The sequence below is a fragment of the Kitasatospora sp. NPDC002522 genome (assembly GCF_053595195.1).
Genome location: NZ_JBSFXE010000010.1, coordinates 78,931 through 100,193 on the forward strand (window position 1 = coordinate 78,931; position 21,263 = coordinate 100,193).

The 21,263-nt window shown below is 74.5% G+C and carries 20 protein-coding genes; 13 read left to right on the plus strand and 7 right to left on the minus strand.

What is annotated here, in order from left to right; all coding sequences use genetic code 11:
- The first annotated feature begins 119 nt into the window (after positions 1 to 119).
- Together ACWD4U_RS11045 and ACWD4U_RS11050 are read left to right on the plus strand one after the other, a co-directional pair.
- Positions 120 to 1,286 carry a magnesium and cobalt transport protein CorA gene (locus tag ACWD4U_RS11045; protein WP_363457034.1) on the plus strand — a complete coding sequence of 389 codons (1,167 nt, stop codon included), beginning with the start codon at positions 120 to 122 and terminating at the stop codon, positions 1,284 to 1,286.
- Between the two features lie 63 nt (positions 1,287 to 1,349).
- Positions 1,350 to 2,042 (plus strand): SMI1/KNR4 family protein, encoded by a 693-nt coding sequence (locus ACWD4U_RS11050; RefSeq protein WP_363457037.1) that lies wholly within the window; start codon positions 1,350 to 1,352, stop codon positions 2,040 to 2,042.
- A gap of 144 nt (positions 2,043 to 2,186) precedes the next feature.
- Here ACWD4U_RS11050 and ACWD4U_RS11055 read toward each other — a convergent pair whose 3' ends face one another.
- The 4 genes from ACWD4U_RS11055 to ACWD4U_RS11070 all read right to left on the minus strand — a co-directional run bounded on the left by ACWD4U_RS11055 (position 2,187) and on the right by ACWD4U_RS11070 (position 5,445).
- Positions 2,187 to 2,663: a hypothetical protein gene (locus ACWD4U_RS11055; protein ID WP_363457040.1), complete on the minus strand. Its 477-nt coding sequence runs from the start codon at positions 2,661 to 2,663 to the stop codon at positions 2,187 to 2,189.
- A gap of 93 nt (positions 2,664 to 2,756) precedes the next feature.
- Complete coding sequence (locus tag ACWD4U_RS11060) at positions 2,757 to 3,410, minus strand: hypothetical protein (protein WP_449787163.1); 654 nt, start codon at positions 3,408 to 3,410, stop codon at positions 2,757 to 2,759.
- Positions 3,411 to 3,420: 10 nt separating this feature from the next.
- A complete protein-coding gene (locus ACWD4U_RS11065) occupies positions 3,421 to 4,020 on the minus strand; it encodes a TetR/AcrR family transcriptional regulator (RefSeq protein WP_363457046.1) in 600 nt (199 codons plus the stop codon).
- Between the two features lie 231 nt (positions 4,021 to 4,251).
- A complete protein-coding gene (locus ACWD4U_RS11070) occupies positions 4,252 to 5,445 on the minus strand; it encodes an amino acid deaminase/aldolase (protein ID WP_363457049.1) in 1,194 nt (397 codons plus the stop codon).
- Between the two features lie 246 nt (positions 5,446 to 5,691).
- Between ACWD4U_RS11070 and ACWD4U_RS11075 the strand changes: the two genes are divergently transcribed.
- A complete protein-coding gene (locus tag ACWD4U_RS11075) occupies positions 5,692 to 7,020 on the plus strand; it encodes a D-arabinono-1,4-lactone oxidase (RefSeq protein WP_363457052.1) in 1,329 nt (442 codons plus the stop codon).
- 177 nt (positions 7,021 to 7,197) lie between these two features.
- On the plus strand, positions 7,198 to 7,866 hold the full coding sequence (locus ACWD4U_RS11080; protein ID WP_363457055.1) for a hypothetical protein: 669 nt from the start codon (positions 7,198 to 7,200) through the stop codon (positions 7,864 to 7,866).
- Here the strand turns inward: ACWD4U_RS11080 and ACWD4U_RS11085 are convergent.
- A complete protein-coding gene (locus tag ACWD4U_RS11085; RefSeq protein ID WP_363457222.1) occupies positions 7,835 to 9,325 on the minus strand; it encodes an alpha/beta hydrolase family protein in 1,491 nt (496 codons plus the stop codon). The genes ACWD4U_RS11080 and ACWD4U_RS11085 overlap by 32 nt on opposite strands.
- Positions 9,326 to 9,649: 324 nt before the next feature.
- Here ACWD4U_RS11085 and ACWD4U_RS11090 point away from each other — a divergent pair, with 324 nt between their 5' ends.
- The 3 genes from ACWD4U_RS11090 to ACWD4U_RS11100 all read left to right on the plus strand — a co-directional run bounded on the left by ACWD4U_RS11090 (position 9,650) and on the right by ACWD4U_RS11100 (position 13,091).
- Positions 9,650 to 10,822 (plus strand): sensor histidine kinase, encoded by a 1,173-nt coding sequence (locus ACWD4U_RS11090; RefSeq protein WP_363457058.1) that lies wholly within the window; start codon positions 9,650 to 9,652, stop codon positions 10,820 to 10,822.
- A complete protein-coding gene (locus tag ACWD4U_RS11095) occupies positions 10,819 to 11,481 on the plus strand; it encodes a response regulator transcription factor (RefSeq protein ID WP_363457061.1) in 663 nt (220 codons plus the stop codon). Before ACWD4U_RS11090 ends, ACWD4U_RS11095 begins: the two co-directional genes overlap by 4 nt.
- 200 nt (positions 11,482 to 11,681) lie before the next feature.
- Positions 11,682 to 13,091: a hypothetical protein gene (locus ACWD4U_RS11100; RefSeq protein WP_363457064.1), complete on the plus strand. Its 1,410-nt coding sequence runs from the start codon at positions 11,682 to 11,684 to the stop codon at positions 13,089 to 13,091.
- A 67-nt stretch (positions 13,092 to 13,158) separates the two neighbouring features.
- Here ACWD4U_RS11100 and ACWD4U_RS11105 read toward each other — a convergent pair whose 3' ends face one another.
- Together ACWD4U_RS11105 and ACWD4U_RS11110 are read right to left on the minus strand one after the other, a co-directional pair.
- Positions 13,159 to 14,070, minus strand: coding sequence for a UTP--glucose-1-phosphate uridylyltransferase (locus tag ACWD4U_RS11105; protein WP_363457067.1), 912 nt, complete (start codon positions 14,068 to 14,070; stop codon positions 13,159 to 13,161).
- 140 nt (positions 14,071 to 14,210) lie between these two features.
- Positions 14,211 to 14,762 (minus strand): cupin domain-containing protein, encoded by a 552-nt coding sequence (locus tag ACWD4U_RS11110; RefSeq protein ID WP_363457069.1) that lies wholly within the window; start codon positions 14,760 to 14,762, stop codon positions 14,211 to 14,213.
- 199 nt (positions 14,763 to 14,961) lie between these two features.
- Here ACWD4U_RS11110 and ACWD4U_RS11115 point away from each other — a divergent pair, with 199 nt between their 5' ends.
- The 6 genes from ACWD4U_RS11115 to ACWD4U_RS11140 all read left to right on the plus strand — a co-directional run bounded on the left by ACWD4U_RS11115 (position 14,962) and on the right by ACWD4U_RS11140 (position 21,228).
- Positions 14,962 to 15,399, plus strand: coding sequence for an RrF2 family transcriptional regulator (locus ACWD4U_RS11115; protein WP_363457072.1), 438 nt, complete (start codon positions 14,962 to 14,964; stop codon positions 15,397 to 15,399).
- Positions 15,396 to 16,280, plus strand: coding sequence for a hypothetical protein (locus tag ACWD4U_RS11120; protein ID WP_363457075.1), 885 nt, complete (start codon positions 15,396 to 15,398; stop codon positions 16,278 to 16,280). The genes ACWD4U_RS11115 and ACWD4U_RS11120 overlap by 4 nt, the downstream gene beginning before the upstream one ends.
- Positions 16,281 to 16,798: 518 nt before the next feature.
- The gene (locus tag ACWD4U_RS11125) at positions 16,799 to 18,349 is read left to right on the plus strand and encodes an ABC transporter substrate-binding protein (protein WP_363457078.1); all 1,551 of its coding nucleotides are present in this window, start codon (positions 16,799 to 16,801) and stop codon (positions 18,347 to 18,349) included.
- Positions 18,346 to 19,377, plus strand: a complete 1,032-nt coding sequence (locus ACWD4U_RS11130; protein WP_363457081.1) for an ABC transporter permease — start codon at positions 18,346 to 18,348, stop codon at positions 19,375 to 19,377. Before ACWD4U_RS11125 ends, ACWD4U_RS11130 begins: the two co-directional genes overlap by 4 nt.
- A complete protein-coding gene (locus ACWD4U_RS11135; RefSeq protein ID WP_363457084.1) occupies positions 19,374 to 20,273 on the plus strand; it encodes an ABC transporter permease in 900 nt (299 codons plus the stop codon). The genes ACWD4U_RS11130 and ACWD4U_RS11135 overlap by 4 nt, the downstream gene beginning before the upstream one ends.
- The gene (locus tag ACWD4U_RS11140; RefSeq protein ID WP_363457087.1) at positions 20,248 to 21,228 is read left to right on the plus strand and encodes an ABC transporter ATP-binding protein; all 981 of its coding nucleotides are present in this window, start codon (positions 20,248 to 20,250) and stop codon (positions 21,226 to 21,228) included. The genes ACWD4U_RS11135 and ACWD4U_RS11140 overlap by 26 nt, the downstream gene beginning before the upstream one ends.
- Positions 21,229 to 21,263 lie beyond the last annotated feature (35 nt).

Sequence of the window (21,263 nt, forward strand, 5' to 3'; positions counted from 1 at the left end):
CGCCGAACGGGCAGCGGTACGCGTGCTCCGCTCCTCGGGCGCCCCGCCGTCCCGTCTCCGAACCCCGCGCCCCACGCGCGGGAGGGCGCGGCGGACCCTGACCCGTGGAGGTTCCCGCCATGTCCGACTGGCGAGTGCGCGCCGTGCGCGCCAGCAAGCGTCCGTTCACCCGGCCCGCCCGCGCCGAGGGCCACGCCGACGCGCCCGAGCACTCGCTCGACCCGCGGCCCGAACCCAAGCCCGACCCCACCCGCGTCTCGCTGGAGCGCTCCGTCGTCGACGCCGGCGTCTACCGCGGCGGCCACCGGATAGAGACCCCCTCCAGCCTCGCCGAGATCTACCGCGAGCTGCCCGGCAAGCCCGGCACGATGGCCTGGATCGGCCTCTACCGCCCCGCCGAGGCCCAGCTGCTGGAAGCCGCCGAACGCTTCGACCTGCACGAACTCGCCGTCGAGGACGCCATCGTCGCCCACCAGCGCCCCAAGCTGGAACGCTACGGCGACACCCTCTTCGTGGTGCTGCGCGCCGCCCGCTACCTCGACGACGTCGAGGAGGTCGACTTCGGCGAGATCCACCTCTTCGTCGGCCCCGACTTCGTCCTGACGGTCCGTCACTCCCAGTCGCCCGACCTCTCGATGGTCCGCGGCCGCCTCGAGTCCGACCCCGACCTCCTCGCCCTCGGCCCCGAAGCCGTCCTCTACGCCGTCCTGGACGCCGTCGTCGACGGCTACGCCCCCGTGATCGCCGGGCTCCAGCACGACATCGACGAGATCGAGACCGAGGTCTTCGGCGGCGACCCCAAGGTCTCCCGCCGCATCTACGAACTCTCCCGCGAGGTCATCGAACTCCAGCGCGCCACGGGCCCCCTGCTGGAGATCATGCGCAGCCTGGAAGCCGGCTTCCAGAAGTACGGCACCGACGAGGAACTCCAGCGCTACCTGCGCGACGTCGCCGACCACGCCACCTACACGGCCGAACGCGTCGACGGCTTCCGCCAGATGCTCCAGAACATCCTCACCGTCAACGCCACCCTGGTCTCGCAGGCGCAGAACGAGGAGATGAAGCAACTCGCCGAGGCCGGCCACGCCCAGAACGACGAGATCAAGAAGATCTCCTCCTGGGCCGCCATCCTCTTCGCCCCCACCCTGATCGGCACCGTCTACGGCATGAACTTCGACGACATGCCGGAACTCCACTGGGCCTTCGGCTACCCCTTCGCCATCGGCCTGATGGGCGTGGTCTGCGCCAGCCTGTACCTGATCTTCAAGAAGCGCGACTGGCTCTGAGCTCGCTGTTCGACCTCAACCCCGCGAACAGGCGGTGTCCGTGTCCCGCCGTAGGGTGCGGGCATGACTGAGACCTTCGACATTCACACCCGGCTGTCCGAGGCGTTGCACGACCGTACAAGAGCCTGGCGATTCGTCGCCGACTTCGCGGCCTACTGGCAGCAACCGGTCCAGCCGGGCGACGGCTGGAGCAGCGTCGAGATCGAGGCGGCCGAGCGACGTCTGGGCCTGGTCCTACCAGCAGCGCTTCGTGAGGCCTACCTGCTCCTCGGGCGGCGGAGCGACCTCACCAGCAATCACGACAGGCTGCTCAAGCCTGACGAGTTGTATGTGGCCGACGGCGCGCTCGTGTACCGGGTGGAGAACCAGGGCGCTGCCTCCTGGGGCGTCCTGCTGAAGGACCTGGACCGGGACGACCCCGGCACAGTGATGCGTGCGGATCTCGCCGACAGGACGCAGGAGCGATGGGAGGCCTGGGAGCCGAGTCTGACGGTCGCCTGCATCGAGATGGTCATGTCCGAGGTGGTCCTGTTCGGGGACGGGCTCACCGACTTCCTGGAGGCGGACGCCGAGGAGGTCGGACTGGGACGGTTCTTTCAGGAGCTTCCACGTGTGGGACGCGGGATGCGCTGGTTCGCGGGTGATGATGTCCTGCTCCGTGAACTCGACGGCTTCTGCCTGAATGTCCGGGCCCGTACGGAAGAGGCCCTGGAACAGCTGCGGGACTCGGTGCCGGGAGACTTGCTGGAGGGCTGAGCACACGAATTCCTCGGACAGCGGAGGACGGGCTCGGGGCTCCCGCCAAGATCCTCGGCCGCGATGTGGAGATCGTCCGCAAGGACCGTGGCCCGCGTGGCTTCCGGGCCCAGCCCAAGCGGTGGGTGGTGGAGTGCAACTCCCTCACGTGTCGTACGAGCCGTCCCACGGTGCGCTGAACCCGAGCCCGGTCGGGTGGAACTCGGCCCAGTCGAAGCGTTCCTCTCCCGTTGGATACTCGCCGTGGCACTCACGGACCAGGCCGAACAGTGTGCCGTCGACCTCCACGGAGAACGGGGCGACGGCGATGTCGGTGAAGCGGCGACCGGGCAGCGAGTCCAACCATTTTGTCAGGAGTTGCTGCGCGGCTTCCACCGTCGGGGCCTTCGCCGGCCCGTCGGGGGTCGTTCCCGCTGTCCTGATACGGGAGTTCAGGTGCTGACCGGCGGCATCGAACTCGTGCAGGACGGAGTACCACCGTCGCACCACCCGGCCGTCGTCGTCGCGGCCTACGAAGACCCCGCTGACGTGGGCGAAGAACTGGCCGCCATCCCACCGTCCGATGGTGGGTGTCCGGTAGTCCGGCTCGTGCCGAATGGGAACCAGGTCAGGCACAGTCACGGCCGTAGCCTACGTTCCGACCACGACAGGCGGGTGCACGGGCAGCCTGGCTCGCCGCAGGTGGCCGAGCGCGCAGGATCGGCTATCGACGGCTCAGGCGGTTCGGTCGGGGACGTATTGGACGTGGAGGACACCCGGTGCGTTTCGCTGTGGTGGGTGGGGGAAACAGCGCGGGCCGGTGGTGAGTTCGGTGCAGGCGTGGGTGCCGTGGGACGGGGTGCGGTGGTGGCGGTGGTGTTCGGCGGGGGCGTCGGCGAGGAGGGTGGCCAGGGCGGAGCCGGTGTCGCGGAAGGCGGTGGCGCTGCCGGTGACGAAGAGGGTGTGGGCGGCGAGGTCGAAGGCGAGGTGGTCGCGGAAGTCGTGGTGGTGGCGGCGTTCGTGGGCGTTCGGGCCGGTGCGGAAGTCGTGGTCGGGGGTGCCGGTGGTGTGCGGGCGGCCGGGGCCGAGTCGGGCGCGCAGGGCCTTCCAGTCGGCGGGGCGGAACTGGAGGCTGTGGTGGGCGAGGACCAGGTCGAGGGTGTCCGGGGCGGGGGCGGTGCGCAGCGGGAGGTGGATGAGGGAGTGCGGCGAGCGGGCGGCCAGGGACCACAGGGCGACCAGGCGGGCCGTGCCCTCGCGGTCGGCGTACAGCGACAGCCAGTGGTGGTCGTCGTGCAGGGTGAGGCGGCCCGGGGCGGTGGCGGACCGCAGGACGCGGTAGGCGGTGGCGCCGAGGCGGGGCTGATGGAGTGTCACCTGCTGCTGCATGGGCGGGTGTTCAGCCCCGGCGGGGGCGGGCGACCGACAGGAGGTAGTCGGCGAACTCGTCGAGGGCGGCGTAGGCGAGGGTGTCGTCGCGGTCGATCAGCCAGGTGAGGGTGAGGCCGTCGAGGACGCCCAGGCCGTAGCGGGCGAGGACGGGCAGCGGCACGGTCCAGTCGATGTCGGCGAGGTGGGAGAGGGTCTGCAGGGTGGTGTGGACCGAGGCGAGGTACTGCCGGTACTGGCGGCGGGCGAGTTCGGCGAGGCCGGGTTGGCGCAGCGCGTACTGGGTGAGCTCGTAGGTCAGCAGGTGCTCGTCGGGGTGACGGCGGATCAGTTCCCAGTAGGTGTGCAGGCCGGTGCGGATGGCCTCGGCGGGCGGGGCGTCGCGCAGGCCGGCGGTGGCGGGGGTCAGCGAGCGGGCCATGATCCGTTCGATGACGCTCTGCAGCAGCTCCTCCTTGGAGCGGAAGCAGTAGTGGAAGGCGCCGAGCGGCAGGCCCGCCTCGGCGACCACGGCGCGGGTGGTGGCCTTGGCGACGCCCTCGCGGATCATCACCCGGATCGCCGCCTCGATCAGCTCCTCGCGGCGCTCGTCGGCCGAACGACGGCTCATGGCGGGCTCCAGCAGGTTGAGGGGCGAGGGACGGTCGTGCCCGGTCGCGGGAAGATCACGACCGGCGCCCGGCAGGTTACCCGAGCGCCGGGGGCCGACCGTAACGCCAGGCCGAGGGCGGACCGAGGGGATGGAGGGGCGAAGGGACGGAGGGACGAAGGGCGCGCTCGGCGGAGGGCGAGCCCAGGGCCCGGCGGGTCGGCCGGCGGGGCGGGGCGCGGCGGGCGTGGGTCAGAGGAAGGCGAGGCCTTCGCCGCGGTAGGTGGGGACCTCGTCGACGATCCGGCCGCCGTCGACCAGGTGGAGGGAGTCGACGCGTTCGCACAGCTCGCCGGCCTTCGCGTGCCGGAACCAGACCCGGTCGCCGAGGCGCAGCCGGTCCGCGGCGTGGCCGGTGAGCGGGGTCTGCACCTCGCCCGCGCCCTCCTGGGCGATCAGCCGCAGGCCGGTCGGCCAGACGGGGGTGGGCAGGCGGTCGCGGCCGGCCGGGCCGGAGGCGGTCCAGCCGCCGCCGAGGACGGTGGCGATGCCGGGCGCGGGGCGGCGGGTAACGGTGAGGGCGAAGAACGCGGCCGGGCGGGGGGTGAAGACCCGGTAGTGGTCGAAGAGCGTGGGCGCGTAGACGCCGGAGCCGGCGGCCAGTTCGGTGACTGCGTGCTCCGCGGCGGTCTGCTCCAGGCTGCCGGTGCCGCCGCCGTTGACGAACTCCAGCGGCGCGACCCGTCGTACGGCCTGCACGGCGGCGGCCCGCCGGGCGGCGAGCTCGCGGGTGGAGAGCCGCTGCATCAGCCGGACCCCGGCGCGGTGCAGCGGGGCGCCGGGCGAGTTGTCGGCGAGTCCGGCGATCTGGCCCTCGTACGACATCACGCCGACCAGCTTCAGCCGCGGCCGATCGACGACCGCGCGGGCGAGGGCGGCGGCGGCCTCGGGGGAGTGCAGGGGGGAGCGGCGCATGCCGAGGTGGACCCGGCCGCCGAGCATGCGCAGCGAGGCGTCCAGGTCGAGGCAGACCCGGATCGGCGGGCCGTCCGGGCCGATCGCGGCGGTGATCAGGTCGAGGTGCTCGACGCTGTCGGCCATCACCGCGACCCGGGCGGCGGCCTGCTCGTCGGCGGCGAGTTCGCGCAGGGTCGCCAGGTCGGCGCACGGGTAGCCGACCAGGATGTCGCCGCGCTCCTCGTCCAGGGTGCGGGCCAGCCAGAGCGCCTCGGGCAGGGTGAAGGCGAGGACACCGTGGAAGCCGGGCACGCTCAGCGTCTGGTCGATCAGGGCGCGGCAGCGCAGCGACTTGCTGGCCAGCCGGATCGGCTTGCCCGCGGCGCGGCGGACCAGCTGGGCGGTGTTCTGGCGCAGCGCGCCGAGGTCGACGACGGCGAACGGCGGGCGCAGCTCGGCGGTCGCCCGGTGCAGGTGCTCGATGGTCACGGCGGTCCTCTCCTCGGCTCGGCGGGAGGTCGGCTCGGTGGGAGCCGGTGGGTCGTCACCTTGTCTTGGTCGGATGTCCAAGTCAAGTGTTCCGGACGGTTGACTTGGACGCTCGACCAAGTTCATTCTTCCGTCCATTCACCGAGCCGCCACGCGTCGCGCCGACAGATCATCGAGACACCGATCGAGTCGGCAGAGGCACCCATCGAGCGGGGCGCCGATTCACCGAACCAGGAGGACGCGGGCATGACAGAGGCATGGCGCAACTGGGCGGGTAACGAGCAGATCCGGCCGGCCCGGACCCTCGCCCCGCGCGACACCGCCGCGGTTGCCGAGGCCGTCACCGCCGCCGTCCGGGACGGCCACCGGGTGAAGGCGATCGGCTCCGGCCACTCCTTCAGCCCGGCCGCCCTCGCCCCCGGCGTCCAGCTGCGCCTGGACCACCTGGACGCGCTGATCGAGGTCGACGCGGCCACCGGCCTGGTCACCGTCGGCGCGGGCATGCCGCTGTGGAAGCTCAACCCGCTGCTCGCCGAGCACGGCCTGGCGATGGAGATCCTCGGCGACATCGACCGGCAGACCATCGCCGGCGCCATCTCCACCGGCACCCACGGCTCCAGCACCCGCTTCGGCGGCATCGCCACCCAGGTCCGGGCCCTCGAACTCGTGCTCGCCGACGGCACGGTGACGACCTGTTCGGCCACCGAACGCCCCGAGCTGTTCGCCGCCGCCCGGGTCGGCCTCGGCGCGCTCGGCGTGCTCACCCGGGTCACCCTGCAGTGCGTCCCGCGCTTCGCCCTGCACGCCCGCGACACCGCGGTGCCGGTCGCCGAGGTCCTCGAGAACGTGCAGCAACTCGCCGACGACAACGACCACTTCGAGTTCTTCTGGTTCCCCTACAGCGAGACCGCGCTGACCCGCCGGTTCACCCGGCTGCCCGGCACCGCCGAGCTGCACCCGATCGGCAACCTCTCCCGCCGGGTCGACGAGTTCGTGAGCGGGCCCGCGTACGAGGCGCTGTGCCGGGTCGGCACCCGGTTCCCCGGCACCGTCCGGCCGATCGCCAAGTTCGCAGCCAAGGCGATGTCCGCCCGGGAGTGGACCGACCTCTCGTACAAGATCTTCGCCTCGGCGCGCGACGTCCGGTTCGTGGAGGGCGAGTTCTGCATCCCCCGGGAGCACGCGGTCGAGGCCCTGCAGGAGATCCGGCAGTTCGTCGAGCGCACCGACGAGCCGGTGATCTTCCCGCTGGAGGTCCGGTTCGTCGCGCCCGACGACATCTGGCTCTCCACCGCGCACGGCCGGGAGAACTGCTACATCGCCTTCCACCAGTACCACCTGATGCCGTACCGCAAGTACTTCGACGCCTGCCAGCGGATCCTCGCCGGGTACGGCGGCCGCCCGCACTGGGGCAAGATGCACGACCTCGGCACCGCCGAACTGCGGCCCCGCTACCCGCACTTCGACGACTTCACCGCGCTGCGCGACACCCTCGACCCGACCGGCGTCTTCGCCAACGCCTACCTCGACCGGGTGCTCGGCCTCGCCCCGCAGGCGAAGGCGGTCGTCGCCTGACGGTCCGCCGACGGGCGGGCGAGGCAGGCGCGTCGGCGGACCGGGAGCACCGGGTCGTTCCCCCGATGGACCACGGGCCGACACCCGGAGCACACGGGCGGGCCGCAGACTTGGCCGGCCCGTGCTGCACGCCAACTCACTTGTCCGCGGGCATCCTTGACGAAGGGACACCTCGCGATGAGTGGAAAGGCCGTTCGGCTGGCGCTGGCCGTGGTGCTGGGCCTGGTCACCCCGCTGCTCGGCGGCGTGCCGGCCCAGGCGGACCCGGCCGGCGCGCCGACGTACCGGCTGCTGCCCGGTTTCGGGACCGACCTGACCGTGCCGGTGATGGACGCGCTGTCCGACGCCGTCACCATCAACGGCACCAAGGTGATCGCCTCCTACGGCTTCGGACCGACGCCGGTGAAGACCGAGGCCGACCCCGCCTGCACCTTCAACAACCGCCCGGTGAACTCGAAGACCGGCGTGCAGAACATGCAGTACCTGCAGAACGTCCCGCCCCAGGACCAGTGCGCGCAGTTCGCCCGCGCGCTGTTCCCCGGGCCGCAGTCCACCCCGGACTTCGGGACGCCGGCCGTGGCGTACGTGCCGTTCGCGATCGACGCCGAGACCGTGGCGCTGGCCCCGAACAGCGCCCTGCCGCGCAACCTGTCGCTGGCGCTGCTGCGGGCGATCTACACCTGCGACCCCTCCGTGATCGGCGACGGGCCGAACTACGCGATCCAGCCGCTGCTGCTACCTGCCCGCCTACGACTGCGGCGACGACAAGCGCACCTTCGGCCAGGGCTGAGGCGGGGCCCCGGGGGTCGGCCCGTCAGCGGACGGTGTCCGGGTGGTGGACGGTGAGGCTGCCGTAGCGAGACAGGTCGGCCGCCGGGTCGCCGGGGCGGTCGCGCAGGACGGCGTCCAGGAAGGCCAGGGTGGCTGCGGCGACGAGGCGCGGGCTCTCGTCGCGGCCCAGGGAGCCGACGATCGACGGGACGGGCGGCAGGTACAGCGGGCCGTCCATGAAGGTGAGGTGGGCGGCGCCGGGGATGGTGAGCCGGTAGCTGGGCGCGGTGTCGGAGTCGAGCACCTCGGTGAGCCGGGGCAGGTAGCGCGGGTCGGTGGCCGGGGTGACGGCCTGGGTGAGGGCGAGTGCCGGCCGGTCGAGGGCGGGTTCGGTGGGGCCGTGCGGGAAGCCGTCCAGGTCGATGACGGCGGCGAACCGATGGTCCTGCCGGGCCGCCTGCAGGGCGGCGGCGCCGCCCATGGAGTGGCCGGCCACCGCCGCCCGGCCGGTGTCCAGGCGTCCGGTCAGCGGGTCGGCGGCCGCACCGCGGTCCAGGCCCTCCAGCCGGGTGAGGACGAAGCCGAGGTCGGCGGCCCGCACCGCGGTCCAGTCGGCCGCCAGCTTCTCGTCCTGGTCCCGGTCGCCGGTGGAGGAGGTCGCGCTGGTGATCGTCCGGCCGTCGGCGAGGACGACGGCGGCGGAGTCGTACGGGTGGTCGAGGGCGGCCACCAGGTACCCGTGGCTGGCCAGTTCCTCCGCCCACGCGGTGTTCTGGGTGCGCACGCCGCCCGACCCGGGGGAGAACAGGACGACGGGGAACCGTCCCTCGCGGCCGGCCACCGGGGCGTCGAAGACCGCGTGCGAGCGGGCCTGCGGAACACCGTCGACCAGGAAGCCCGGCAGGCCGACCCCGTGGGCCAGCGCGTCGGAGACGGTGCGCGCCTCGTCCTGCGTGCGTCCGAGGTACTGGGCCCGCGGCGTGCCCGCGGGGCTCGGCTGAGCGGGGTACCAGAGTTGGACCACGACGGTGCGCAGGTCGTTCGGGTCGGCGGTGAAGGTCTCGGGTCGGCCGGGGTCGGTCCACTGCACCACGCGGGTGCCGACCGCGAACTCGCCCGTCGGCTCGGGGAACACGGGAACGGGGAACGCCCAGGCCGCCACCGGGCCCGCGGCGATCAGTCCGGCGCAGGCCAGCGATCCCGGCAACGCCAGCCACCAGCGGGCCCGCCACGCCGTCCGCCCGCTACGGCGGCGCAGCAGGGGAGCGAGCGCGAACGGCGCGGCGAGGGCGGCGCCCGCCAGGACGGGCAGCAGCTGCCAGCGGATCCCCACCACGGCGAGCACGATCGCGGACGGCAGGAGGACCGCCGCCGCCGCGATCGTGACGCGGGGGCGGGCGGCGGGCGGAAGCCAACGCGCCGTCACCAACGCGACGGCGCCCAGCAGGGCGAGGATTTCCAGAGGGGACACGGACGGTCCCGCGATGATCTCGGTCACCAGGCCATCGTCGGCGCGGGGCGGGCGCCGCCGCATCGGCCCCGGGTCGCCGCCGGGTGCCACCGGGGTCGCCCGCCGTGGCGGGTCGGGTGCCACCGGAGTCGCACTCCGGCCCGCCGGATGCACGGGCGCTTTGCGACCCCGGGAGGTGCCGGGACTCCTCCTGCGGTCGTACCTCGGCGGGGCGACCTCCGACGGTGGACTCATGTGCTCCGCGGGGCCTGCGGCCTAGGGTTGGTCGTCGAACCCCCGGCGTGGTGGCGGGCGTGCGTGCCGGCCTCCGTGGGGCGGACGGGGATTCGACGACAGGCCCCACCGTGGCAGGGCCGCCATGACGCCGGATGGACAGGGACGCGTGTGATGACCGAGGCCGCCGCCGGGCGCCGGGGACTCCGGCTGCCGTCCGTGGTGGGGGACTCGCTGCTGCCGGTGCTGCTGCTCGTCCACGCCCTGACCACGTACCCGGCGCGGGAGTTGCCGGTGGCGGTGGCGTTGACCGCCGCCCTCGCGCTGCCCCTGGTGTGGCGGCGGCGGGCCCCGCTCGCGGTGTTCGGCGTGGTGGCGGCCGCGGCCTTCGTCCAGTGGCTGGTGGACGTTCAACTACCGTCGGACATCGCTCTGTTGGTGGCGCTGTACACCGCGGCCGCGCAGGCCGGGCGGCGCGGCGCGCTGGTCGCCGGCGCCGTCGTGGAGGCCGGGGCCCTGCTGGCCTGCCTGCGCTGGGCGCCGGAGGGCGCCTTCCTGACCCCCTTCGTCGCGGTCACGGCGACGGTCGTCGCCGCCGCCGTCCTCGGCGTGAACGTGCGGACCACGCGCGCCTACCTCGCGGCGCTGGAGGAGCGGGCCGCCCGCCTGGCGCAGGAACGGGAGCAGCGGGCGCGACTGGCCGTCGCCGAGGAACGGACGCGGATCGCCCGGGAGATGCACGACATCGTCACCCACAACCTGTCCGTCATGGTCGCGCTCACCGACGCCGCCGTCTACGCGCAGCACCGCGCGCCGGAGAAGAGCACCGCCGCGATGCGCCAGATCTCCGAGACGGGCCGCCAGGCCCTGACCGACATGCGGCGCTCGCTGGGCATCCTGCGGACCGACGAACCGGACGCGGAGCGCCACCCGCTGCCCGGCATCGCCCAACTGGGCACCCTCGCCGAGCAGATGAGCGCCGCCGGACTGCCGACCCGGCTGGAGGTCCACGGCGGTCACACCCACGTCCCCGCCACCGCGCAACTCACCGTCTACCGCCTGGTGCAGGAAGCCCTGACCAACACCCTCAAGCACACCCCCGCCGGCACCCGCGCCAGGGTGCGGATCGACTGCTCGACCGAGACCGTCACCGTCGACGTCACCGACAGCGGCCCCCGCCCGCCCCGCCCCGCCGCCGCCAACGCCCCGTCCGGGCACGGCATCCCCGGCATGCGCGAGCGCTCGGCCGCCTACGGGGGGACCCTGGAGGCCGGACCGCTGCCGGGCGGCGGCTGGGGAGTCCGCACCCGCCTCGTCCTCGGCAGCAGCGGAGCGGCGTCCGCATGACGATCCGCATCCTGATCGCCGACGACGAAGCGCTGCTGCGGATGGCCTTCGGCACGGTCCTGGAGGCACAGCCCGACATGGCGCCGGTCGGCGAGGCCGCGGACGGCGCCCAGGCCGTCCGCCTCGCCCGGGAGCTCCGCCCCGACGTGGTCCTGATGGACGTCCGGATGCCCGGGACCGACGGGATCGAGGCGACCCGGCAGATCGTCAGGAGCTGCCCGCGGAGCCGCGTGCTGATCCTCACCACCTTCGACCTGGACGAGTACGCCTTCGCCGGACTGGGTGCCGGAGCCTCGGGCTTCCTGCTGAAGAACACCAGGCCCGAGGAGCTCCTCACGGCGATCCGCAGCGTCGCCGCGGGCGACGCGGTGGTCTCCCCGCGGATCACCCGGCGCCTGCTGGAGAACCTCCGCCCGCACCTGCCCGACGGCCGCACCGCGCGCGGCGACGAGCGGCTGGGCCGGCTCAGTGCCCGCGAACGCGAGGTGCTCGTCGAGGTGGGCCGCGGCCTGTCCAACAGCGAGATCGCCGCCACTCTCCGCCTCGCGGAGGCGACCGTGAAGTCCCACCTGGGCCGGATCCTGCAGAAGCTCGAACTCCGCGACCGGATCCAGGCCGTGGTCTTCGCCTACGAGAGCCGACTGGTCCACCCGACCTGACGCCGCCGACGAGCTCCCCCGCGACCTCCGGTGTCGATGCGCCAACACCCTTACGGCGGAGGCGAATCGAGGGCGTGCTCCGAAAAGCTCCGGACTCACGCCCGTAACGTGACCGCCGTATGGCGGCGACAGGATGTCCTCCAGTCCATGGCGGGGGGCAGTCGGGAGCCGTTCGCCAGAGAGGTCAGGGTCGGGACTCGATGGCGATGCAGGAACCGGGGCCGTCCGCGGCCGAGGTCCAGTCACTCCGCACGGAACTGGACGAACTGCTGCGGGCCCGGCAGTTCGCCGCGCAACGCGAGCGCCGGCTGACGGAGGCCATCCGCACCGCCCGGTCGAACGTCCACGACGGGCACGGCCAGGGTTCCGCTCACCAGGGCCACGGCTACGCCCAGTTCGCACCGCCACCCGACCAGGAGCTGCTCCGGCAGCTCACCCAGGCGCAGACCCTGCGCGAGGGCCTGGGCGTGCGGTGCCTGGAACTGAGCGACCGGCTGCTCGCGCTGGAGGACCGGCTGCTGTCCGAGGGCGGCTTCGCCGGTCGCCGCGGCACCGAGGCCGACCACCGGCCCCCGGCGACGCCGACGGCCGGACCCGAGCCGCAGGCAGCCCCCGCAGCCGCCGGCCGACCCGCCAAGCCCGCCCGCTCCCGTCCCACCGGCGCCCGTTTCGGCACCGTGTACCAGGACGAGGCCGCGCCCGTCCTCCCCCCGCTCGGAGCCCAGCCCTTGCGCGGCGCCCGGTTCGGCGGCGTCCGGCCCGCGTCGCCGGAGCCGCAGCACTCCGACGCCCCCGCCCACCCGCCGGGCCCGCCGCGCGCGGAACCGTCCGCCCCCGCACCGACCGTGCAGGCGGTCCCGCTGCGCTCGCCGGGTGAACTCGGCGCGCTCGCCCAGCGGGTGAGTGAGCTCCACCGCCGCGGCGCGGCCCAGGAGTCGGCGGCCGTCGTCGCGCAGGCGGCCGTGACCCTGGCCCCGGTGGACGTGGCGCGGCTGGTCGAGCTGCTGCGCTCCGGCGGCCCGACGGGTTCGGCCGACTACCTGGCGCGGTCGGTGGCCCACAGCGCCCCCGGGCAGGCGGCGGGCACGCTCGCCGAGCTGCGCCGGTCCGGGCAGGTGGACGAGGCCGCCGTGCTGTTCCACGCGCTGTGGTCGGTGCCGGCGGCGGCGCTGCCCGCGCTGCTGACCGCGCTGGAGCAGGCCGGTCAGTCGGCGGACGGGCAGACGCTGCTGTGGGAGTGGGCGTCCGCGCCGCCGGGCGAACTGGCCGATCTGGCGGTGCGGTTGTGGGAGTCGGGCCGTTCCGCGGACGTCCGCAGCCTGCTCCGGCAGGTGGCCGGCCGGCCGACCGGCGAGGTGGCGGCGGTGGCGCTGGCGCTGGAGCGGAGTCTCGCACTCGGCCTGGTCGGCGAGGTGGTCCGGTTGCGTCCGGCCGTCGACATCGGTGCGTTCGCCGCCGAGGTGTACGGCGACGGCGAGTTGTACCGGGCGATGCTGGCCGCCGTCGCGGCTCAGGACGAGAGCCGCTCGCGCAGCGCCCTCGCCGCGCTCCGCCTGGCGGGCCTGCCGACCGAGCCGGCGCCGCAGGTCCGCGCCCGGAACCGCCGCTGACGCCGCCCTCGCGGTCGGCCGGGGCGCCCCCTGACGGGCCCCGGCCGCGGCGCGACCTGACGCGGTGTCAGTCGAGGGCCGCGGAGCTCTCGTCGAGGCCCTGGGCGAGCTTGCGGAGGGCGGGGCCGTACTCGGGGTGGGCGAGGGCGTGGGCGAACTGGGCGGTGAGGTAGGCGAGCGGGTTGCCGGTGTCGTACCAGTTGCCCTCGATGACCTGGCCGTAGACGGCGCGGCGGGCGGCGTAGGCGTTGATCGCGTCGGTGAGGTACAGCTCGCCGACCGGGTTCTCCTGGAAGCGGCGGTACTGCTCGCGCAGCTCGTCGACCACGCCGGGGGTGACCACGTAGCCGCCGATCGCCGCGTAGTGCGAGGGGGCGTCCTCGGGCTTGGGCTTCTCGACCAGCCCGGTGATCCGCAGCGAGCCGCTGCCGAGGTCCTCCTTGACCACCGGGACGCCGTAGCGGTGCGACTCGGAGGGGTCCATCGGCATCAGGGCGAGCACCGGCGCGTTGGTCTGGTCGAAGGCGCTGACCAGCTGCCGGGCGCGCGGCACCTCGGAGACGAAGACGTCGTCCGGCCACAGCACCAGGAACGGCTCGTCGCCGAAGTTGCGGGCGGCGTTCAGCACCGGGGTGCCGTTGCCGTACGGGCCGTGCTGGTACAGGTAGGTGATGTGGCCGCGGCGGGAGAGCTCCGCCACCTCCTCGATCGCGTCCGCGTAGCCGGTCTTGCCGTCGGCGCGCAGCTGCGCGGCGAGCACCGGGTTGGGGCGGAAGTGCTCCTGGATCAGGCTCTTGTCGCCGGAGACCACGATGGTGATGTCGGTGATCCCGGAGTCGATCAGCTCGCGCACCGTGTGCTCGATGACCGGCCGGTCGCCGACCGGCAGCATCTCCTTCGGCGTGGCCTTGGTGAGCGGGAGCAGGCGGGAGCCGAGGCCGGCGGCGGGGATGACGGCCCGGCGGATGGTGGTGGGCATGCGGTCTCTCCTGTACGTGCGCCGCGGCGCCGTCCGGCGCCGCGCGGCAGGACCGTACCAGCGGGAGATGGCCGGTCGCCGTCGGCGGGCAGACCGCAGGTGACGGGACGGCGAAGCCCCACCGGCGCAGTGACGTTCCGTCAGGAGGCGGCGCGCGGCTCGGAGTGCAGGCTCGGCAGGTTGACGACGATCGCCTCCTGGGTGCTGCGCGCGATCACCACCACCGCCTCGTGCGCGGGGTCGGGGTTCTCCTCGCGGTGCGGGACGTACGGCGGCACGAAGATGTAGTCGCCGGGGCCGGTGCGGAGCCTGACCTCCACCGGTTCGCCGTCGGCGGAGTGGTCGAGGAAGACGAACTCCGGGTGGCCGCTGATCACGTGGATCGCGGTCTCCGACTCGCCGTGGTGGTGGTCGGAGGAGGCGGTGGCGGGGGCGACGTGGGTCTGGCCCATCCAGAGCTTCTCCGAGCCGACGGTGCGCCCGCTGATCGCCGCGAAGCGCCGCATGCCGCCGCTCTGCGCGGTGTCGCCGTCGAGCGCGTCGGCGCGGATGTGGTGCAGCCGGGCGCGGAGCGGGACGGCGTCCGGGCCGCCGGCGTCCGGTGCGGGCAGGTGCGGGTGGAAGCCCTCGCCCGCACAGGTCCGCGCGCTGCCGTCGGTCGCCGGGGCGGGTCGGTGCGGTTCGGCGGACACGGGTTCTCCCGGGGTGGACGGCGGTGGGGCGCACGGCGGCCGCGGCGGGTGGTGGACACGGCGGCGGGGTACGCGGAACGGGAGGAACGCTAGGCGCGGCCCGAAAAGGATGTCAAGAGGTGTCTTTTCGTCGGGGCCGCCGAACCACGGGCCCCGAACGGGACTTGATGATCGCCCGACCCGGTGGATACTCGGGGGTATGCATATTTCCGCCAAGGCGGACTACGCCGCCCGCGCGCTGGTCGAACTGGCCTGCGACACGGAGCGTCCGCTCACCTGCGAGGCGATCGCCTCCTCCCAGGAGATCCCGTTCCGGTTCCTGAAGTCCGTCGTCGGCGACCTCCGCCGGGCCGGCCTGGTCCGCAGCCAGCGCGGCTGCGAGGGCGGCTACTGGCTGGGCCGCCCGGCCGCGGAGATCACCCTGCTCGACGTGGTCCGCGCCGTCGACGGCGAGCTCATCACGCTGCGCGGCGAACCGCTGGCGGGGCTCGCCTACCCGGGGCCGGCGGACGCGCTGCCCGGGATCTGGCGCGAGGTCGAGGAACGGGCCGCGCAGGTGCTGGCGGGCACCACCGTGGCCGCGCTGGTGCGCCGGTCCGGACGTCCGGCGGGCCGACCGGTCGCGGAGGCGGTGTGAGCGGCGGGGCCGCGCTGGACGTGGTGGAGTTCACCGACCCGTTCTGCCCGTGGGCCTGGGGTTCGGAGCCGACGCTGCGGGCGCTGCGCCGGGCGCTGGGCGGGGCCGCCGCGCACCGGCGGGTGTTCGGCATCCTGTTCGACGACGACGAGGAGCCGGCCCCGGACCCGGCCGCGGAGGCCGCCTGGTACGGGGAGTTCGTGGCCCGGGTGTCCGGGCACACGGGCGCGCCGCGGCCGGAGCGGCTGCGCTGGGTGGCGGCGAGCAGCCGGCCCGCCTCGCTGGCCGCCGCGGCGGCGGAGGAGCAGGGCGCGGAGGTGGCCGAGCGGGTCCTGCGGCGGCTGCGCGAGTCGGCGTTCGTCCGCGGCGAGCCCGCCGACACCCCGGAGCGGATCGCGGCGGCGGTGCGCGGGGTGCCCGGCCTGGACCCGGAGCGGCTGGCCGTCGCCGCGGCCTCGACCGCGGTGCGGGAGCGCGTGGCGCGCGACCGCGCCGAGACCCGGGCGCCGCGGCCGGAGGTGCTGGGCCTGCGCGGACCGGGCCCGCATCCGGGCGGAGCGAAGGAACTCGAGGACGGGCACCGCTACGCCCTGCCCACGCTGCTGTTCCGCGGCCCGGCGGGGTGCCGGGTGGTGCCGGGCTGGCGCCCGCTGGCGGAGTACCTGGCGGCGGCCCGGGCGGTCTGCCCGGCGCTGCCCCCGGCGCAGTCGCCGCCCGGCGGGCCGGACCCGGCCGAACTGCTGCACCGCTACGGGAGCCTGACGGCGCCGGAGGTTCCCGGCGGCCCGCCGCCCGGCGCGGTGACGGTCGCCACCGGGGGCAGCCCGCTGCACCTGTCGCCGGAGGAGGCCGCGGTGTCGCCCGTGCTCGCCGCATCCTGAGACGCTCCGCACTCTCCTGGACCCGGCCCCCGGCTTCCGATGCTCCGTCAGTTCCGGTGCGGCGATGGCGAGTCGGCGTCCGCAACCGCCCTCCGGGGCGGATCGGCAGCCGGCCGCGGAATGGACACCTCTTGGTGTCCATTGACACCGGGCCCTGCCGCCCGACAGGATGGCGGCATGGTTTCGACGCACCCCAACGTGGTGTGCCGCTACGTGGACTTCCGGCGCACCAGCAGCGACCTCTGTCTCTGAGTGCCCCCTCCGCCGGCGGCACGGCCGCCCGCGCACCCCGGACCGCGGTTCCCCGCCGCGCCTGACGGCTGGCTCTCGCCGCCGTCTCCGGGCCTCCTCCCCAAGGCACCGCCCCGCCCGTGACCGGGCGGCGACGGCTGCCGACCTTCCTCCCCTGCCGGTGTCCTGTCGCGCCGCCGTGCCCCGCTCCCGCCGTCCGCGGTCCGTCCGCGTCGACTCCGGTGCGCCCCGGGCACCCGCCGCGCCACGAAAGGTGACGCACAGCCATGACTCGCTCCGCCCTGCCCTCCTCCTCCCTCGCCAGACGTTCGTTCCTCGGCCTCGGCCTCGGCGCGGGCACCGCGCTCGCCCTCGCCGCGTGCGGCGGCGCCACGGTCGCGCAGACCGGTGCGGCCGGCGCCGCCGGCACCCTCAAGTGGGGCTGGGCGCTGCCCACTTCCTGGGACCCGGTGTTCTCCTCGGCGGGCTGGGACGTGCACGCGCTGTCCCTGGTGTACGCCGGACTCACCAAGCTCGACGAGGCGGGCAAGGCGGTTCCCGCGCTCGCCACGGGCTGGACGTACAGCGCCGACGGCACGAAGCTGACGTTCACCCTGCGGCCGGGGCTGGTCTTCGAGGACGGCTCGCCGCTGGACGCCGCCGCGGTGAAGAAGAGCCTGGACCGCGGCCGCACCGAGCCGAAGTCGCTGGTCGCCCCGCAACTGACCCAGGTCGCCCGGGTGCTGGCCCCGGACGCCGCCACGGTGGTGCTCGAACTCGCCGCACCCGACTACCAGTTGCCGAACCTGCTGGCCGGCAAGACCGGGCTGGTGGTGAACCCGAAGGCGTTCGAGTCGGACGCCGCGGGGCTGGCCTCCAAGCCGGCCGGGGCGGGCCCGTTCAGCCTGGTCTCGTACGTCCAGAACAGCAAGGCCGTGCTGCGCCGCAACCCGCACTACTGGGACGCCGGGGCGATCAAGCTGGAGAACTTCGAGGTCTACCCGCTGCCGGACGCCGCCACCGTGGTCAGCGGCCTGCAGTCCGGGCAGTTCGACGTGGCGCAGATCCCCGGCAGCCAGGTGGAGGCGGCGAAGGCGGCCGGGCTGGAGGTGCAGGAGATCCCGTCCCTGGTGGTGGCGGTGCTGGACGTCAACGCCACCAAGGCGCCGTTCGACAACCCGGACGTGGTCGAGGCGCTGAAGTACGCGATCGACCGCGAGGCGCTGGTGAAGACCCAGCTGTTCGGCCACGGCGAGGTCAACTACCAGCCGTTCCCGCAGGGTTACGTCGGCCACGACCCCGGGTCGGACGACCTGTTCCGCTACGACCCGGACAAGGCCAGGGCCCTGCTGGCGAAGGCCGGCCACCCGGACGGCATCGACCTCACGCTGACCACCACCGCCGCCCAGGGCCTCCCGGAGCAGCTGCAGGCGCAGCTGAAGCAGGTCGGCATCCGGGTGAACATCGAGGTGATCCCGGCGGCGCAGGCCACCCAGATCGTCTACGTGCAGCACTCCAAGGCGCTGTTCACCGACCAGTTCGCGGGCCGCGACTCGGCCGCCCAGGCGTTCCAGGTGCTGTTCGGCGAGCAGGGGCTGATGAACCCGGGCCGCACCACTCCGCCCGAACTGCTGACCGCCGTGCAGCAGGTGTCGCGGACCCCGCTGGACTCGCCGGACTACCCGAAGGTGCTGCGGGCGGCCACCGCGCTGGCGGTGCGCACGATGCCGAACGTGTTCCTGTACAGCGTGCCCCGGCTGCTGGCCCGGCGGCGGTCGGTGTCGCCGATCCCGGTGTTCACGGTGGTGCAGCGGTTCGAAGGGGTGAGCGTCGCATGAGCGCGGCGCTCCCCGTACCGGCCGGGCGCACCGCCGGGTGGGTGGTCCGCCGGGCGGCGCGGGCACCCCGGTCGCTGGGGCGGGTGCTGGCCTCCGCCGCCACGGTGTTCCTGCTGTCCTCGCTGCTCACCTTCGCGCTCGGCGCGGTCTCCGACGCCAACCCGGCGGCGGCGGTGCTCGGCGAGACCGCGACGCCCGCCGACATCGCCCGCCTCGACCACGAGTTCGGCCTGGACCGGCCGCTGTGGGCGCAGTTCGGCAGCTGGCTGGGGCACGCCGTGCAGGGCGACCTGGGCCGGTCCTGGTTCACCACCCTGCCGGTCGGGGACTCGATCGCCGCCGCCCTGCCGGTGGACCTGTCGATCGCCGGGCTGGCGCTGCTGTTCGCCGTGCTGCTCGGCTCGGCCGCGGGCATCGCGGCCGCGCTGCGCCCCGGCGGCCGGCTGGACCGGGCGGTCACCGCGCTGTGCACCCTGCTCGGCACGCTGCCCGCGTTCGTGGTCGCCATCGGCCTGATCACCCTGGTGTCCGTGCAGTTGCGGCTGCTGCCCTCGGGCGGCTACCTGCCGCTCGGTCAGGACCCGCTCCAGTGGCTGCGGTTCGCCCTGCTGCCCGCACTGGCACTGAGCCTGGACGCGGCGGCCGGCATCGCCCGGCAGCTGCGCACCTCGCTGGTCGGCGCGCTGCGCGAGAACTGGGCGACCGGCGCCACGATGCGCGGGCTGTCGCGCCGCCGGGTGCTGTTCGGTCACGTGCTGCGCAACGCCGCCGGGCCGGCGGTGACGGTGCTCGGCATGAGCGTGCCGATGCTGATCGGCGGCGCGGTCGTCACCGAGCGGATCTTCAACCTGCCGGGGATCGCCCAACTCTCGCTGCGCGCCGCCGAACAGCACGACGTCCCGGTGATCCAGGGCACCCTGCTGGTGACCGTCGCCGTGGTGCTGGTCGCCAACCTGGCGGTCGACGCCGGACTGCTGGCGCTGAACCCCGCCGCCCGCCGGCGCCCGGCCGGGGCGGGTGCGCGGTGAGCCCGGCGCCGCGCCGCCCGGTGGTCCGCGGATCGCTGACGGTGCTCGCCGCGGTCGCCCTGCTCGCGCTGTTCGGCGGCCGGCTCGCCCCGCTCGACCCGCTCGCCCAGGACACCGCACACCTGCTCCAAGGACCGGGCGCCGCCCACCTGTTGGGCACCGACTACCTGGGCCGCGACGTGCTCAGCCGGCTGCTCGCGGGCACCGGCCTGTCGGTCGCCGCCGCCGCGGAGGCGGTCGGCGCGGCCCTGTTGCTCGGCGTGCTGCCGGGCCTGGCCTCGGTGCGCTTCTCCGCCCCGCTCGCCTGGGTCTCGCTGCGCGCCGTCGACGCCCTGATGACGCTGCCGTTCACGCTGTTCGCCATCGCCGCGGTCGGCGTCCTCGGCAACGGGCTGCACCAGGCGATGCTGGCGCTCGGCGTGCTGCTCGCCCCGCTGTTCTTCCGGGTCACCCGGGCGGCGGCGCTCGGCCTGGACCGCGCCCAGTACGTGGAGGCGGCCGAACTGATGGGCGCCGGACGGCTGACCGTGCTGCGCACCCACGTGTGGCGCAAGGTCCTGCCGACGGTCGCGGTGACGGCGGCGCACGCGCTGGCGACCGCGCTGCTCACGGTCGCCTCGCTGACCTTCCTCGGCATCGGCGTCCAGCCGCCCGCCCCGACCTGGGGCGGGATGCTCGCCAGCGACCTGGGCTTCCTCGCCCAGCAGCCCTGGGCCCCGGCCGTGCCCACCGCCCTGATCATGCTCACCGTCGGGGCGCTCAACCTGCTGGCCGACGCGCTGCGGGACGCCGAACCGGCCGAGCGCACCCCTGACGCCCCGTCGGACACCGTCGTCCCGGCGCCGTTGCGAGAGTCCGAGGAGGACCGCGATGACCATCGCGCCGTCCGGGTCTGAGCGTCCCGTGCTGGAGGTCGAGGGCCTGCGGGTGACCGTCGGCCGGGGGCGGGCCGAGGCGGTGCGGGAGGTGTCCTTCACCGTCCGCCCCGGCCAGGCCGTCGGGCTGGTCGGCGAGTCCGGCAGCGGCAAGACGCTGACCTGCCGGGCCGTCCTCGGCCTGCCGGTCGCGGGCGTCGAGGCCGACGCCGACACGCTCGCGCTGGGCGGGACCGACCTGCGCGGCCTGGACGGGCGCGGCTGGCAGCGGCTGCGCGGCAGCCGGCTCGGCGCCGTGTTCCAGGACCCCGGGTCGTTCCTCAACCCGTCGCTCACCGTGGGCCGGCAACTCGCCGAGCCGTTGCGGCTGGTCGGTGGCCTGTCCCGGGCCGAGGCCCGCCGCCGGGCCGTCGAACTGCTCGACTCGGTGGGGCTGCGCGATCCGGAGACCGTGTACGACCGCTATCCGCACGAGCTGTCCGGCGGCATGCTGCAACGCGTGCTGATCGCCATCGCGGTCAGCGGCGACCCGGAGCTGCTGGTCGCCGACGAGGCCACCACCGCGCTGGACACCGTCGTCCAGGCCGAGGTGCTCGACCTGCTCGCCCGGCTCCGGGAGGAACGCGGCCTCGGCCTGCTGCTGGTCAGCCACGACCTGGCGGTGGTCGCCGACGCCACCGACCGCCTGCTGGTCCTCTACGCCGGCGAGGTGGTCGAGGACGGCCCCACCGCCGAGGTGGTCGCCGCCCCCGCCCACCCCTACACCGAGGCCCTGCTGACCGTGGCCGGACTCGGCGGCCACGCCCGCGGCCACCTCCCGGTCATCCCCGGCCGGCCCCCCGCCCCCGGCACCGCCGGACCGGGCTGCCGCTTCGCCCCCCGCTGCGCGTACGCGACCGAGGCCTGCCGCCTCGCCCCGATCGCCCTGATCCCGCGCGCCGACGGCCGCAAGGTCCGCTGTCTGCACGCGAAGTGAGGACCCGTCAGCGAGATCGGGGCCTGGCTCCCCAA

Coding starts and splice junctions, on each gene's coding strand:
- ACWD4U_RS11140 (WP_363457087.1), top strand. CDS start 20,248: ATGACCATCGCGCCGTCCGGGTCTGAGCGTCCCGTGCTGGAGGTCGAG.
- ACWD4U_RS11050 (WP_363457037.1), top strand. CDS start 1,350: ATGACTGAGACCTTCGACATTCACACCCGGCTGTCCGAGGCGTTGCAC.
- ACWD4U_RS11100 (WP_363457064.1), top strand. CDS start 11,682: ATGGCGATGCAGGAACCGGGGCCGTCCGCGGCCGAGGTCCAGTCACTC.
- ACWD4U_RS11080 (WP_363457055.1), top strand. CDS start 7,198: ATGAGTGGAAAGGCCGTTCGGCTGGCGCTGGCCGTGGTGCTGGGCCTG.
- ACWD4U_RS11115 (WP_363457072.1), top strand. CDS start 14,962: ATGCATATTTCCGCCAAGGCGGACTACGCCGCCCGCGCGCTGGTCGAA.
- ACWD4U_RS11060 (WP_449787163.1), bottom strand. CDS start 3,410: ATGCAGCAGCAGGTGACACTCCATCAGCCCCGCCTCGGCGCCACCGCC.
- ACWD4U_RS11125 (WP_363457078.1), top strand. CDS start 16,799: ATGACTCGCTCCGCCCTGCCCTCCTCCTCCCTCGCCAGACGTTCGTTC.
- ACWD4U_RS11045 (WP_363457034.1), top strand. CDS start 120: ATGTCCGACTGGCGAGTGCGCGCCGTGCGCGCCAGCAAGCGTCCGTTC.
- ACWD4U_RS11075 (WP_363457052.1), top strand. CDS start 5,692: ATGACAGAGGCATGGCGCAACTGGGCGGGTAACGAGCAGATCCGGCCG.
- ACWD4U_RS11085 (WP_363457222.1), bottom strand. CDS start 9,325: ATGCGGCGGCGCCCGCCCCGCGCCGACGATGGCCTGGTGACCGAGATC.
- ACWD4U_RS11090 (WP_363457058.1), top strand. CDS start 9,650: ATGACCGAGGCCGCCGCCGGGCGCCGGGGACTCCGGCTGCCGTCCGTG.
- ACWD4U_RS11105 (WP_363457067.1), bottom strand. CDS start 14,070: ATGCCCACCACCATCCGCCGGGCCGTCATCCCCGCCGCCGGCCTCGGC.
- ACWD4U_RS11065 (WP_363457046.1), bottom strand. CDS start 4,020: ATGAGCCGTCGTTCGGCCGACGAGCGCCGCGAGGAGCTGATCGAGGCG.
- ACWD4U_RS11130 (WP_363457081.1), top strand. CDS start 18,346: ATGAGCGCGGCGCTCCCCGTACCGGCCGGGCGCACCGCCGGGTGGGTG.
- ACWD4U_RS11095 (WP_363457061.1), top strand. CDS start 10,819: ATGACGATCCGCATCCTGATCGCCGACGACGAAGCGCTGCTGCGGATG.